This window comes from Aurantiacibacter sp. MUD61, assembly GCF_027912455.1.
GTDB lineage: Bacteria > Pseudomonadota > Alphaproteobacteria > Sphingomonadales > Sphingomonadaceae > Alteraurantiacibacter.
In genome coordinates this window covers 859,560-874,723 of record NZ_CP115446.1, presented here as the reverse complement: position 1 = coordinate 874,723, position 15,164 = coordinate 859,560, and the positions used below count along the sequence as shown (strand labels likewise).

General features: G+C 58.5%; 9 protein-coding genes (1 of these 9 only partly in view). 4 read left to right on the top strand and 5 right to left on the bottom strand.

Annotation, left to right across the window (positions count from 1 at the left end; genetic code table 11):
* The 3 genes from O2N64_RS04075 to O2N64_RS04065 are packed head-to-tail and all read right to left on the bottom strand — an operon-like array spanning position 1 to position 1,921.
* Complete coding sequence (locus tag O2N64_RS04075; RefSeq protein WP_271079007.1) at positions 1 to 753, bottom strand: STAS/SEC14 domain-containing protein; 753 nt, start codon at positions 751 to 753, stop codon at positions 1 to 3.
* 53 nt (positions 754 to 806) lie between these two features.
* On the bottom strand, positions 807 to 1,535 hold the full coding sequence (locus O2N64_RS04070) for a ribonuclease T2 family protein (RefSeq protein WP_271079006.1): 729 nt from the start codon (positions 1,533 to 1,535) through the stop codon (positions 807 to 809).
* A complete protein-coding gene (locus O2N64_RS04065; protein WP_271079005.1) occupies positions 1,511 to 1,921 on the bottom strand; it encodes a hypothetical protein in 411 nt (136 codons plus the stop codon). Before O2N64_RS04065 ends, O2N64_RS04070 begins: the two co-directional genes overlap by 25 nt.
* 204 nt (positions 1,922 to 2,125) lie before the next feature.
* Here O2N64_RS04065 and O2N64_RS04060 point away from each other — a divergent pair, with 204 nt between their 5' ends.
* Together O2N64_RS04060 and O2N64_RS04055 are read left to right on the top strand one after the other, a co-directional pair.
* Positions 2,126 to 4,312 carry a type I secretion system permease/ATPase gene (locus O2N64_RS04060; RefSeq protein WP_271079004.1) on the top strand — a complete coding sequence of 729 codons (2,187 nt, stop codon included), beginning with the start codon at positions 2,126 to 2,128 and terminating at the stop codon, positions 4,310 to 4,312.
* Positions 4,309 to 5,808, top strand: coding sequence for an HlyD family type I secretion periplasmic adaptor subunit (locus O2N64_RS04055; protein ID WP_271079003.1), 1,500 nt, complete (start codon positions 4,309 to 4,311; stop codon positions 5,806 to 5,808). Before O2N64_RS04060 ends, O2N64_RS04055 begins: the two co-directional genes overlap by 4 nt.
* A gap of 30 nt (positions 5,809 to 5,838) precedes the next feature.
* On the opposite strand, the gene O2N64_RS04050 is transcribed toward O2N64_RS04055, so the two are convergent.
* Both O2N64_RS04050 and O2N64_RS04045 read right to left on the bottom strand, forming a co-directional pair.
* Entirely contained in the window at positions 5,839 to 6,456 is a 618-nt protein-coding gene (locus tag O2N64_RS04050; RefSeq protein ID WP_271079002.1) for a toxin-activating lysine-acyltransferase, read from the bottom strand.
* Between the two features lie 359 nt (positions 6,457 to 6,815).
* Positions 6,816 to 7,061, bottom strand: a complete 246-nt coding sequence (locus tag O2N64_RS04045; protein ID WP_271079001.1) for a hypothetical protein — start codon at positions 7,059 to 7,061, stop codon at positions 6,816 to 6,818.
* A 349-nt stretch (positions 7,062 to 7,410) separates the two neighbouring features.
* On the opposite strand from O2N64_RS04045, the gene O2N64_RS04040 reads away from it, so the two are divergent.
* Positions 7,411 to 7,797: a hypothetical protein gene (locus tag O2N64_RS04040; protein ID WP_271079000.1), complete on the top strand. Its 387-nt coding sequence runs from the start codon at positions 7,411 to 7,413 to the stop codon at positions 7,795 to 7,797.
* A gap of 1,007 nt (positions 7,798 to 8,804) precedes the next feature.
* Positions 8,805 to 15,164, top strand: partial view of a tandem-95 repeat protein gene (locus tag O2N64_RS04035; protein WP_271078999.1) — the start only. Its footprint extends 25,752 nt past the window's final position; only the first 6,360 of its 32,112 coding nucleotides appear in the window; it begins with the start codon at positions 8,805 to 8,807; its stop codon lies beyond the right edge, outside the window.

The window sequence follows — 15,164 nt, the reverse complement described above, 5'->3', positions numbered from 1 at the left end:
CTATTCGCTCAGCCAGGCGATTGCGTCGTCCTGTTCGTCCAGCTCAAAACATTTGATGTCGGGCTTCAGCATTGCACCGAACAGGCTTGCGAAGTTGCGAATCCATTCCGGTCCGCCGACGATGGCATAGCGTTCCAGCGCTTTCATCATTTCAAGCTTTCCAGCCATCACCTCGCGGCTGATCGCAGCATCGGGGTCAAAGCCATGCCAATGGCGGATGACAATCATCAGTCGCGAACATTCCGGATTCTGTAGCGCGGTGCGCGCCATGGCGACGCCGCGTTCCGATTCTTTGCGGTCTAGCCTGCCGACCAATTCGAAAGCTGCGATCTTCGGCGAGTCGGTCTCGATAGGCCGAAATGCGCCTTCATGCGGGTTCTCGGTTTCTTCAAGCACCCAGGCGAGCGCAGCATCCGCCTCGTCATCATCGTATACCTGATAAGCTACACCAGGCAGCATCGCACTTTCCAGCCGAGCGGCAGTGCGAATCCATTCCTCATCGGAAATGATGGCTATTCGTTTCAGCCCGTAGATATATTGCATGAAGAGAGGCATGTGGCCCAACTCCTCAGCCACAGCGGTCCATGAAAAGCCTGCCATGGACGTCAAATCAATGAGGAGGTTGCCCCCGCTCTCGCCGGCTTCCTTTTGCCCTTTCACGAAGTCGACGAGCGTCTTGGCATCGGCGAGCTCAAATTCGGCGACAACAGTTATGCGATGGGCATGTGGGGCGATGCGTTCGATAGTGATCATGGAATTATATTATTATCACTCGCCAACGGCGTCTTTGATCCGGATCAAGTAATTCACATTCCCCGCCAAACTCGCACTTCGTCATCGTCATCCGGCCCGAAGCGTCGGCGATCACACGCCACCGGCATAAAGTCCGTGCCGTAGCAAATGCGCAACTCCTCCAGCCAGCCGCGCTCGTTGACGTCGAGGCCGATTGCGCTGGCGGGTAGCCCTGGATTGGCATCCGCCAGTCGCGTGCGAATAGTACCGGCGCTCAGGTCACGCTCGCGCGAAATGCGGTCGAAATCTGGCCAGCGCAGGCTGTTCCAGAGGATGCGTGTCACGCGCAGATAGGTATCGGCATTGCTCGTCATGCAGCTGCCGTGCTTGGCCCATTGCCGCGCGATCAGGCGGGTGTCGGGCTGCATGCAGAGTGACGCTGCGATTTCCCTTTCTGAGGGCTCGCCCCGTGTGGGGCACCACTGTGGCCATTGCCCGCGCGGGCCCTCTGGCCAGAGACCGTGCACGATAAAGCCGAATCGACCGTCTCGGCCTGAGCATTGCCGCGCATGACGCGGTGCGTTTTCGCGCAGGCGGCAGAATTCGGGGCTCCAGCTCAGCGCCAGCGTGTAGCCGGTGACACGCGTCTGGCGAACCGGGCCATCGGGCTCGATTTCCGGCAGGATGACGCGGCCTTGCGGGATGCGGCATTGATAGGCCTGCGCTGCCGCCTGTGCAGGCAGCAGAGCGGCTGCAAGCAGCCATGCAAAAGCGCGGATCAGCTTACCTGACCGGAAAACCATGCTTTCGCGTCGGGCATGAACAGGAAAACAGTCGCTATCGCTTTCAGCAGCAAGGCTATGGCACCGGTCAGGCTGAGCGACCCCATGTCGCTCGCCAGCGCAGAGACGATCGACACGGCGGAAAACGCGACAAAAGCGGCGAGCACCCATTTCACCCAGCCCTGTCTTTTGCGCGATGCGAGGTACCAGAGCAGCATGTTCACCGCGAAACCCACGATCGTTATGCCGATAATGAAACTTTCCGCCTGATCTTGCAGCCCCACCTGCGTCCACGCCTGTGCGAGGGCGGCAACCTGCGCATCGAAATTGAGCAGACCGCTCGCAAGTCCCATCGCCACGCTGGCGAGGAAGAACAGATCGAACTTTCGGATGGCATCTGGTCGCACAGGCATTCTCCCATTGCTGTGACTGCGCAGTCGGGATGGCAGAACATCTGAATTCGGTAAAGCCCAAGACCGCCCTCGCCGTGGTTTGCCATGAAACGGAGCGCATGTGCTCACACAGAATTCCTGATCTTGAGCTTCTTGGAGCAAGTTTGCGGTTTACTTGCACAATCGGGCGGCTAATGATTGTGCGGGGTCAAGCAATCTGTGTCGCAATCAGAGGAACATCAGGAGGCGTTTTCCGCCGATCCGGCGCTCGCGAGCTTTGTGCTTCTCGCGCAGTTCCTCGGCGTGCCTGCCGAGCCTTCGCAAATTCACCATGATCGCGGGCAGGGCGACACGCCTTACACGTTCGACGATCTGGTCCGCATTTCGAAGAAATTGGGGCTGATTGCGCGGCGCAAGTCTGCGACATTCGACAGCCTGGCCAAGCTTCCCCTGCCTGCGCTTGTAGCGCTGGAGGATGGCGGCACGGCAATTCTCCTGAAGGTTGAGGAGAATACCGATACCGGCCCGCGCTTCATGGTGGCTTCCACTAGCAGCGAGCGCCCGGAAATCTGGTCCGAAGAAGATGCAACGCAGCGGTTTGAAGAGCGGGGCGGCAAGCTCGACCTGCTATTGATGACCAGCCGCGAGCACATTGCCGGGCAGAAGCGCGCCTTTGACATCAGCTGGTTCATTCCCGCGCTGGTGAAGTATCGCAAGCCGCTGCGCGATGTCATTCTCGGCAGCTTTTTCCTCCAATTGGTGGGTCTCGCCTCGCCCATTTTCTTCCAGCTCGTCATCGATAAGGTGCTGGTGCACCAATCCATGACCACGCTGGAAGTGCTGGCGATTGGCCTTGCGACCATCCTCATCTTCGAGACCATGCTGTCGGGCCTGCGCAACTGGCTATTCGCGCACACCACCAACCGGGTGGATGCCGAGCTGAGCGCGGCGCTTTTCCGCCACCTCGTCGCCCTGCCACTCAGCTATTTCGAAGCGCGGCGCGTGGGCGATAGCGTGGCCCGCGTGCGCGAGCTGGAAAACATTCGCAACTTCCTCACCAGCAATGCGGTGACGGTGCTGATCGACTTGTTTTTCACCATCATCTTCTTCGTGGTGATGTATCTCTATTCGCCCATGCTAACGCTGATCGTGGCGCTGACGATACCGGTCTATGTGCTGATTTCGATTTTCATCACACCGCCGCTGCGTGCCCGGCTGGATGAGAAATTCAAGCGCGGTGCGGAAAACCAGGCTTTCCTCGTCGAGACCGTCACGGGCATCGGCACGCTGAAGTCCATGGCGGTTGAGCCGCGCATGCGCGATCGCTGGGAAAAGCAGTTTGCCGGCTACATCAAGACCGGGTGGGATGTGACGGTGCTCTCCACCTGGGGCAGCCACCTGATCCAGCTGGTCAGCAAGCTGACGACTGTGGCGATCTTGTTTTTCGGCGCGCGTGCCGTGATCGCGGGTGACCTGACCGTCGGTAGCCTCGTGGCTTTCAACATGCTGGCAGGCCGTGTTGCCCAGCCGATCCTGCGGCTTTCGCAATTGTGGCAGGATTTCCAGCAGGTCCGCATCTCGGTAGACCGGCTGGGCGATATCCTCAATTCGCCCGCCGAGCCGGAGCACAACCCCAATCGCGCGAGCCTGCCGCCAATCACGGGCGATGTGGAATTCGACAAGGTCCGCTTCCGTTACCGCCCTGATGCGCCCGAAGCCCTGCGCGGCGTCAGCCTGTCGATCAAATCGGGTGAGATGCTGGGCATCGTCGGCCCGTCCGGAAGTGGCAAATCGACGCTGACCAAACTGGTTCAGCGGCTTTATGTGCCGGAGCAGGGCCGTGTGCTGGTGGATGGCACCGATCTGGCGCTGGTCGATCCGGCATGGCTCAGGCGGCAGGTTGGCGTCGTGCTGCAGGAAAACATCCTGTTCAACCGTTCGGTGCGGGAGAATATCGCGCTCAGCAATCCGACAGCGCCGATGGAGCAGGTGATTGCCGCGGCAGAACTGGCCGGTGCGCATGAATTCATCCTCGGACTGCAGCATGGCTATGACACCATGATCGAAGAACGCGGGAGCAACCTATCTGGTGGCCAGCGTCAACGGCTCGCGATTGCGCGCGCCCTGCTCACCGATCCTCGGATCCTGATCCTCGATGAAGCGACCAGTGCGCTCGATGCTGAAAGCGAAGAGATCATCCAGAACAATCTCGGCCGGATTGCCAAGGGCCGCACCGTCATGATCATCGCTCACCGCCTGTCCGCCGTGCGCCCATGCGATCGGATCATCACCGTCGAAGCTGGCGAAGTGACCGAAATGGGTAGCCATGCGGAGCTGCTGCAGGCTGGCGGCCGCTACGCGCAGCTGCACGCGAAACAAACTGGTATGACGCAGGCCCCCACATGAGCCGCCTCGCTGATCGTTTCCCGACCATGGCCAAGCACTGGGCCACTTTCCGCGAAAGCTGGCGTAACCAGAATGAGGCGGATGCTGCCTTTCGGCCGAAAGAAGAGCACGAATTCCTGCCCGCCGCGCTCGAAATCATGGAGAAGCCGCCCAGCCCCGGCATGCGCTGGCTGCTCCTGCTGACATGCGTATTGTTCGTGCTGGCGTTGCTGTGGGCGATATTCGGCCGGATCGACGTGGTCGCGGTCGCGTCTGGCAAGACCGTGCCGGATGGAAGCGTCAAGATCGTCCAGCCGCTCGATTTCGGATCGGTCCGCGCGATCCACGTGCGCAACGGGCAGTTCGTGCGCGCAGGCGATCTGTTGATCGAGCTCGACCCGACGGTGGCGAGCGCGGAAGAGGCGCAGAGCGAGCAAGGCCTCCTCTCGGCGCAAATCCTCCAGGCCCGCAACAATGCCATGTTGGCGCATTTGCAGGGCCGCGATGCGCGTTTTGTCGCTCCTCCTGGCACCCCCGGCGATGTAATCGCTACCGAACAGGCCCTGGTCGACTCCGCGATCGCGCAGTTCGAAGCGGAAAGCGCCAGCCTGATGCAACAGAGCGAGGAACAAAGCGCGGCGCTGGAAGGGGCGGAGGCCGAAGTCGCCAAACTGCAGGAAGCGCTACCTTTCATCGAACAGCAGCTGAGCGCACGTTCGGAGCTGGCTGAGCAGGGCTTTTACTCGCGGCTCGAGCTGCTGGAATATGAACAGCTGCGCGCCGAGCACATTCGCAACATCGATATCCAAAACGCCAATGCGCGTGCGGCGCGGGCCGCCATGGGGCGTATTGATGCGGAGATGCGACGGCTTCGCTCAACCTTTGGCAGAACCGCCGTCACCGATCTCGCCGAAGCTAGCGAGAATGCCGCGCTTTCCGGCGAGCAATTGCGCGCAGCGGAGCGTCGGCGCGAATTGCAGGATCTGCGCGCGCCGGTGGATGGCGTTGTCCAACAACTTGCCGTGTCCACCGTCGGCGGAGTGGTGCAGCCTGCCCAGCAATTGATGGTGATCGTGCCCTGTAGCTCGGGCGATGCGAGCGTTGCTGCCGCCTGCAATGCGGGTATTTCAGTGGAGGCTTATGTCCAGAACAAGGACATTGGTTTTGTCAGCGTCGGTCAGCGCGTTGCGGTGAAACTGGAGGCGTTCAACTTCACCGATTACGGCCTCATCGAAGGAACCGTCACGGACATCAGCCGCGATGCGATCGACCAGAGCGATGCACCTGTCGGTAGCGAGCGCGATGAGAACGGCCGTCCGGTACAGGGCGGGCTCGTTTATGCAGCGCGGATCAGCCTTGATTGCGGGCCCGAAATCGATGTGCGGCACAGCCTTTGCGACCGCGTGCAGCCGGGCATGTCAGTGCAGGCTGAAATCAAGACCGGCACGCGCAGGATTATCCAATATTTGCTCAGCCCGATCAGCCAGACTCTGGATGAAGCGGGGAGGGAGCGTTAGCGCGCCACTCCCCGATCAGCCGAGGGCTACTTAATTGACGGTTTCGCCTTCGGGGACCTCGCTAGGCGTATCAGCCTTTTCGCCGCCCAGCTGGCTTGCGCCCATCTTCTCCAGCGTCTCTTTATCGACAAGCCGGGTGATGACAGGGTGCAGCTTCAGGCTGCCTTCTTTTACAACCTGGCGAAAGTTGGCGATCACGGCTGCAGTCGCCTTCTGATCAACCGCGATGACATCGAGCAGCCAGTTGTTCTGGCCGGAATTCCAGTCATCGGGCTTCAGGCGCAGCGGCCAGGCACCGCCTTTGATCTGATCCCTCAAGCGCCCCTCGGCTTCGTCCGACAGGCTGGCCCAGATGGCGACGCCGGCGATGTCCGATGCGGATGGATCATCCCCGCCGCGCTGGGCGATGGCAATGCGGTCACGCATCAGCGGCTCCAGCACAAGATGCTGCAGATCCATCAACGTCTGATGGCGATATCGCGGCAACATCATCATCGCCATGACGACCTTGCCGAAGCTTTCGCGCACATGACTGCGCAGGCTGGCGATCTTCTCGACCACTTCTGCGTCGAGCTGCGGTGCCGCTTGTGTCTTTTCACTCGATTTTGCCGAGCCCTCAGGCTTTGCGGACTTCTTGGTTTTCGCCACGTAAATTTCCCCTCCGGAATGGTTCTCCGCAGCCGGGTCTAACGCCCGCCGCCTCACCGTCAAGCGCCCTTGCGGCAACTCACCACAGCCAAGCTATAGCCGCTGCCGCAAATTTCCTGCGCCCCGCCTCTTATGTGAGGTCTATGCAACAGCTCATTGTATCACAGCGACTTTTTTGCGCAAATTGGGCCTTCAGCGAATGTGAACCAGCCGGTCAGCCAAATCGGGTGATGGCTGCCCCGCGATATTCAAACGCGAGGCGCTTGCCAGACGATTCGGCAGTTTATGCTATAGGCGATGCTGGAAAAAGCTTACGCGAACAGTGGTTCCGCCGCCGAAGCAAGTTTATCTTTTAGCAACTATTCCCGCGAGGAAGGGCACAGCATCGCCGACACTATCGCCAAGACGCAGCCTAGAAGCACGAAGAGCACCGCCGCGCCGGTGGGGCCGAGCGCTTCAACCGTTCCGTTTATAATGCCTCCGGCTCCGCGTGCTGCGCGACCGGCAGCCGGCGTTTCGGGTGCAGGCGCCTCGAGCGCCATCCAGGCGAGGATTGCTCCGAAGCCCAGAGATGCGAGGACAGCCGTATTGCGATTGCAGGTCATGCCCATGACCGATAGCTCCAAAAAGTGACCAAACCATTTTCGTCAAAGGCGCGGGCCACATGGGTGTGTAAGAAGGATCCTTCCTATTCCATTGTATCAAAGCGACATTTTGCGCAGTTTTTTGCTCTTTGGACTTGCCAGACGGGGAAGCTGTGGCATTGTGAGCAGCGAGGGAATCGAATTGAGGGGTTCGTTGTGGGGTCGTCGCTTTCTCAACACTAGCTTGCGTTGTGTTCGCTGACAGGCGGGTATGGGCCTGTGCGCATATCCTCAAAGGGTGCGGTGCCGGTCCGCGGTCCTCTCTTGGTCTCGATTCGATCGAATTTGTTGATGATGCGGGAGTATCGAGGTGCCAATTCAGGTTGATATGAAAAGAAAAGTCACGGTCGACACCGAGACTGGCGAGTACCTTGTCTACAAGCCGACGCACCCGCAGGACCCTTACGAGCATTTCACTCTTCGCGATTCCGACGATGCTCCAATTTTCGCCGCGAATATTGAAAGCAATGCGATCGATGAAACCGGGGAGGGCGGCGCAACAGTAGTACGTTATACTGTCCGCAAGGTTTGGTTTCCGTCTGGCGAAAAGAAGGCGCCGACCTATTTCTGGGGCAAAACGAAAATGATTGATCGACTCTGCGAGTTCGTTCGCGTTTGGCACGACTTCCCCAAAAACAAAAATCCACACCCTCGTTTTGAATTTGAGGATGGTCGCGAGCAACGAGGAGTGGTCTGATGAATGCAGGATTGGCTCTTTTCGATGAATTCTTAAGCAGATACGGCAATTCTGCAACTTACGAGCAACTGCTGGAGTTTGTGACCGAGAAATCTGCGATCGGATCGCATCTACATGTTGAGGGAACGACTGCAACTGCGTTGTATTCCGGAACGATCGGTGATGTACCGGCTTTCCAAATCGCACAAGATATGGCTCGCCGCAGCGGCGGAAAACTGCGCATAATTGACGATTCTGCGCTGGGGAACTTCCTTCTCTCGGTCACTCGAAAAGACGCGTTCGGTAACTATCCCGGCCTAGGGTTTGTCCCTGCTGATGCCCAAAGTAACACGCTGTTCAAGATTGTATCGGCGGCGTTCGTGCGCGAAACCCGTGGCCCGGTTATAACAATCACGCCAAAATCAGACTTTGACCGAGTATTTTCCGAAGCCGAAGTAGAGGCTGCGCTGAACAACAAGCGCATTACGACGATTAACGGTCGTCAACACAGCGACGTGACCTCACGCGTCGATGGCTACGGACACAATTCTAGAAGGGCTTTTGCAAAAGCAATATTTGATGGCGATTTTGCTGAAGCTGTTTTTAAACAAGATGGCGCGCGCGTTTTAGCCAACTTTGATGACGATGGTCGCTCCATCAGCGCAACCCTAGATATTAACAGTGAAACTCTCAGCAGATTGGGCATCGGCAACATCACTCTTGATGCTCCGAGCAACGCTGGTCAAGTTGTACTCGAGGGGAAGGCCCTTAAAGCCGATCTTTATCCCAGCTACGTCCACAAGCTAATTTACAGCAACGTCGGGCCTTTGCTTGGTAAAGATGCAGATCTGATTGCCGTTTTCGGATCGGACCTGAAGGACTCTCGGCAGAAACCGTATCGAGAGGTATTAGACAATCTCGTACGAATGGTTAGCGATCTGGTTGATCGAGGCATCGACCTTTCCAAAAAGTCGCTCGGGCAAATCGAGAACCTTTATCTCCGTACCTATCGTGCTTCAGCCGACAAAATGGCTAGGTTTCGAGACTATACCATCAGCCGCGCTAACCTGATCGCCGATGTCATCATTGAGCGTGCTGACAAAGTCCCGGAATTCGTTCGCAGCTCTCTCAAAAAGCATATTGACAGCTATCGCAAGAGTGACGGCACCTTCGACAAGACCAAGGTCGGAGGAACTTTGGCGGGCGGCGTACTCTCAGTCGCAGAGATGTGGGTCCGTTGGGAAGAGCATAAAGCCGAAGGCGGCGACTTCGGTAGCTTTGTGGAGAAAGAAGCTTCGGAATTTCTTTCCAGTCTTCCGCTGCTTGGCGCTATTGGTCTCGCCGCCCTCACTCCTGCCGGCCCGGCCGTCCTCTTCGTCGCGTCTGCAGTTGGCACCTATTCGGGAATTCGCGAAGTAGTCAGCTACCTCGTGAATGACTATGGTCTTGATGAGAATGGAGAAATATACAAGTTTCTGAAGAATATCGATGATGCGCTGACTGCCTTTGAGGGGCGCATCATGAATGCGATCGAGGCATACGCCGAAACGATTCAGAAAATCATCGAGAATTTCGACGACTTCGTCGAGTTCGTTCTGGAGCGCGTGACAGCTCGGTCAATCGAGTGGGTGGGCGGCGAGAACGGTGCGCTTCCAGGTCCCGACAACGACATCCTGATTGGCGATGATATCGCCCTACTTGCGGGAGATGATCAGAACAATTGGCTGGTCCACCGAGGCGCGGGCGAGGTATTCGGCGGCGAAGGCGGCGACATTCTTATTGGCTGGATTCCCGAGGTTCTCCAGCCTTTTGAGGCGCTTGAGCGATCGGCTAGAGAAGCAGAAAAAGACGGCAAGAGCGATGATGCTTATAAGCAACTGCTAGCGCAATACGCGATCCAGCAGGCTCAGTACGAATTCGAGCTCGAGCAGTACGAGAAATTTCCGGACCTTTTCCCGGAGCCGCCGCAACCTCCTGCATTTATGGAAACTCCAAGAGTTTCTGAACAGCACAAACTGCTTCTCGATGGCGAAGACGGCAATGATTGGGTGCTCACCTTCGGCGGTGAGGGGGCTACGACCGCCGGCGGTCTCGGTCGCGATTGGATTTGGAACACATCCGATGGCGGGGTCATTTACGGCGACACTGCCAGCGGATTTTATGAGCGCATCGTTCGCGACGGAACCGGTCAGATCCAGTATGACGAGAACGGTAACCCGCAGACAGAGCTTGTCAAAGTCGAAGATACCGTCGAAAACTCAGACAACATCTGGTACGCGCCCAACGTCAAGGTCATGGACGCGCAGCATAGCGACGTCCTGAAATTCTACGGCCTCACACTGACCGGCGGCGATGCCAATGGCGGGCTTGCAGGAGCCGCCGTGTTCGGTGCGATCGGTGCGGTCGCTGGCGGTGCGAACTTCGCATTCTCCGAAGGAGATTGGCGTAGGCAGGTCTACTTCGACCACCTGTTCCCGTGGATGACCTACATGTTCCGGCCGGACGAGGACGGCAATCTGGACATGTTCATCACGAACCAGTTCGATCAGCTGTTTCAGGCGGTCTTCGGGGCGGAGCCGAGCGAGGAATACGAAAAACAGCAAGCCCTGGCAAAGCAGGGTATCCTCAAGGGCTGGATGAAGATCGAGAATGTCGATGTCATCGGCAGCTATTTTGGTCGCGACCAGCTTGGGCTTGCAGGGCAAGCCGATTTCAACATGGTGTTCCGCGCGGCTAATCCGATTTGGGATATCCTCGCAGCGCTTCCACCCACACTTATTACCTTCGCTGCATCGGGTGGCGGCCCGATGGTAGATGCCGCATTCAGCGCGGCCGCCGCAATCCAGCGTTTCGCGAAGGGAATGAAATGGGCGAAGGGCACCGACCCCCTCGTCATCGATCTCGACGGGGACGGGATCGAGTTTACCGAGATGGCGCTCGGCAAGACCTATTTCGATGTCGACGGCGATCTGTTTGCGGAGCGGACCGGGTGGCTCAAGGGGGATGACGGCTTCCTTGTTCTCGATGCCAACGGCAACGGCCGGATCGACGATGTTTCGGAGATGTTCGGCGGTGTCGGGCAGTCGGGCTTTGGGGAGCTGGCTACGCTCGATAGTGACGGCGACGGCAAGATCACCATGGCGGATGTTGCTTGGAGCGAGCTGAAGGTCTGGCAGGATTACAACCGTGATGGCGTGACCGACGCGGGCGAGCTGAAAACGCTCGACGAATTGGGCATCGTCAGCCTGGACGCGACGGGACAGGCATTCGATGCCACAACGCCGCAGGGCGCGCGCCTTACCGCCTATGGCGACGTGACATTCGATAACGGCACCACGCGGCGCATGTTCGATGCGATCCTGCGCGCGAATGAAGTCGATACCAAATACGCTGGCGAGGGCGGCAAGGCGGACTGGCAGGCAGGCCAGGCGCTCGATGCCAAGGGTTTCGGCCGGGTCACCGATCTCTCGGTAGCCATGGCGAATGATGTCGCGCTGGAAGAACTCGCCACGACCACCGCCGCGCAGATGACCGAGGCCAATCTGCGCACGCTGGTCGCTCAGGCGGGCGATGTGCTCGGCAAATGGGGTGCAGGTCAGGAGCTGACCCGCGAGCTCACGCCGGTGCTGGTTGGTACGGACGAAACCGGCGCGACAGTGTTGGTCGACCGGGGTGTCTATGTCGAGGACGCGGCTGGCGGATACTGGACGCTGGCAAGCGGTGATCCGGTGCTCGACGCCACAGGTGCATCCATCGATCGTCCGACCTTGCAGGATGTCCTGAGCCAGGTCGGCGGATGGCGGCTCGAGCAGCAATGGTCCCCGTCGGATCGCGCCGCTGCGCTTCAGCACCGCGAGGGAGCGCCCTACCTCACACAAATCATCGATGGCCGCGCCGTCATTCTGGATTACGGTATCGAGCAGGCCGATGGCAGCTGGGTGCTCGCTTCCGATCCGTCGACGGTGTACGCGAGCCGCGCGGACATCCTCGAACTGGCACATGCCGCCGGGACCGAGTGGCGCACGGAAGAGCTGGGCTTCAATCCGCTCGCCGCACTGCCGGTGGAACAGATCGGTGTACGCTTCACAGACGGACAGGTCGTGGACTACACGGTGCAGGTCACCGACCGAGACGGCACATTCTACGTCTGGGCGCGCAATCTGGACCGCGCGATCGAGCTTGAATGGAAGACCGGCGATTATCGCGAATTCAACCTGCGTAATTACGCCATCGATTTCGAGAATCTGGACGAGGTCAATTCGACCGACGATTCCACTTTCCGCGTCGAGATGCTCACCCCGGCGCAATTCCACTTCGCCACACGGCTCGGCGGGATAGACTTCCGGCCCGAAATGCTCAGCGCCACGCTGGACTACGATGCGGGTACTATCGATTATGCGGTCGGGCCTACGGGCAGTGCCAATCTGTCGACCGATCCCGCGCAATATGTCTCGGGCATCAAGGTGATGATCGACATGCTGGAGCCGGTCATGGCCCAGTACATTACAGCCAGCCGCCGTTTTGCGGTGCGCCTGGCGCTGCAGGGCGGTCTTTCCGAATACGCGCAGGGCTTCGAATATGACGTCGCGCTAGATGCCTACGTGCCGACGGGTGAACGGCAGCTGGCGCCGCTGTTCGAAGCGATTTTCGCAAACGCGCCCGCAACGAACGATAATGACGCTGTCCTCGATTACCTGACGGACTGGAACGAGATCCTCTGGCAGATTTATCCGGATTATCAGGGCGGTAACGGACTGACAGTCAATCAGCCGTTTATCATGCAGATGATGCTGCCGGCGTTCGAAGATATCGGCGTCGATCTCGATATACGGGGCGTCGCACACGCGCTCTCCATCAGCGAAGAACGCATCATCGATCATACTGCGGATGCCCTCGAAGTCGGGGGCACATCGGGCGTCGATTTCTTCTATCTGACGGCAGGCGATCAACAAATCTCGGGCGGCAACGGGGCGGACTTCTATTTCGTCGGCAAGGATGCCGGCAATGATGTGATCTTCGATCAGGATGATGGCGGCGCTGACGAACTTCGTTTCACCGACGTCATGTCCGATCAGGTCACCGCTATTCGCGACGGGCAGGACCTGATCCTGCAGATCGAAGGGCGCACGAATGTCGTACGCCTGAAAGACCAGTTTCTTGGCGAGCTAAATCCATATCTCTCCAACGGCAAGCAGCTGGAGAGCGGTGTCACTGCGATCATCTTTGCCGACGGAGTGTTGTGGGATCGTTTCCGCATGTCGATGGAAGTGGTCGACAAGGAGCGGGCCGAGGGCGACTTCAATGACAGCTACATCGGCTCAGGTTCGGGCGACATTCTGTGGGGCGGCCACGGGAATGATTATCTCTCGGGCGGGGCTGGTGGCGATTTCTACATCTTCGAACTTGGCGATGGCCAGGATGTCATCGACGATAATGGCACGTTCTCTTTCGGCCCGGTCAAAGCCGGCATAGATTTCTTACGTTTCAAAGGAGACATCACTGCCGATGACTTGAAACTGGTCCGGGACGGGCCGAGCGACAATTTGAAGATTATCGTGCGCGACAAGCAAGGTGTCGAGACTGGCGACACGATCGAAATCGTCGGTCAGTTTGGCGGGGTGCGTCTGGGCCTGGGCCTGTTTGCCGACATTCTCGGTAGCGATGAGGGACTGGATTACGTCGCGCCGAACATGATCGAGCGGTTCATCTTCGAAGATGGCACCAGCCTTGATTTCGGCCAGATCGTTACCCGTGTTCTGGAGAATGCCAAAACCGAAAACGACGATGCGATCTACGGTTTCGTAAGCAGTGACACACTCGATGGCGGGGCTGGCGATGATTACCTCACCGGTCTCGAAGGTGATGACACTTACATCTTCGGGCGCGGTTACGGCCACGATGTCGTCGAGGATGCCGATTTCAGCTTCACTCTGTTTGCTCCGCCAGAGCAGGACAAGCTGCAGTTCATCGACGACGTCCGCTGGACCGATATCGACTTCCTTCGCGAGGGTGCTTCCGAAACGCTCACCATGCGTATTTCGGGGACGGACGATCAGGTCACGCTGACCGATTTCCTGAATTACGTGCCGTTCATCGGCTTCACCAACATGCTGGAGAGCATTGAATTCGGCGATGGGACCGAGTGGTCCGCCTTCAAGCTGCTGCAGCACTACGTCGACATCCAGAAGACCTCTGGCGATGATACGATTTACGGTTTCAACCGCATCTCGGACGTTATCGACGGCGGTTTGGGCGATGATACGCTCATGGGATTCGGCGGCAACGATCGCTACCTGCTCGGCATTGGCAAAGGCAGTGATACCGTCATCGACAGCGGCGGCAGCGACCGCATTGTGCTCGAAGGCCTCGCCAGCACCGATGTCGACATTGATCGCACTCCGCTCGATCTCACTTTCACAGTCCGCGCTACCGGCGAAGTCATCACGTTCAAGAACCAGTATGTTCGCGAAGGCACGCAGAGCCAGGCGGTCGAATTCTTCGAATTCACCGATCGCACCGTCAAATTCAGCGAAATCAATCCGGACAATGTGGACGTTATCGGCACCTCGGCTTCCGAGACGCTCGAAGGCTCCAATTTCGGCGAAACGCTCGATGGACGCGCTGGTGACGACACGCTGATCGGCGGCGATGGCGGCGACATCTACAAATTCGATGTCGGCTATGGTCAGGATGTCATTGTCGACAGACGCATCCGGGCTCGCTGGAGCGATCGGCCGGGCGTCAACGTCCGTGTCAACGATACGGTCGAGTTCGGCGGGGACATCACGCGTGACAACATCGTGTGGACGAAGGATGGCGATGACCTGCTCATTTCGATCCTCGGCCGCACCGACACGCTGCGCATTCGCAACCAGTTCCGTTCGCCGGAAGACGAGATAGAGCTGTTCAAATTCTTCGATGGTTCGGTGATGAAAATCTCCGATGTCGAAGAGCTGCTGCAGATTGCTGGCGGCAACCGCGGCGACAATGTGATCGAGGGCACGCTCGATGCCCCCAACACGCTCGACGGGCGCCAGGGTGACGACGTTCTGCGCGGCGGCAACCTCGCGGACACCTACGCATTCACCTCGGGCTACGGCTTCGACCGGATTGAAGAGCGCGCGGACCGGGTGGGCGTAGTAGACCGGGTCATTTTCGGGGCATCGGTCATTGCAGACGATGTGATTTTCCTGCGCCAGGGCAACGATCTTGTCATCAGCCTTGGCAATGGCCTTGACGTACTGACGATTGCGGGCGGCTTTGCTTCGACCCGGGTCGAAAGCTTCGAATTTGCAGACGGGACGATCCTCTCTCTCGAGCAGGTGATCGACCGGATGCTGACCGGCACCGATGCCAGCGAGCAGCTGACGGGCTTCGACAATCGCAAT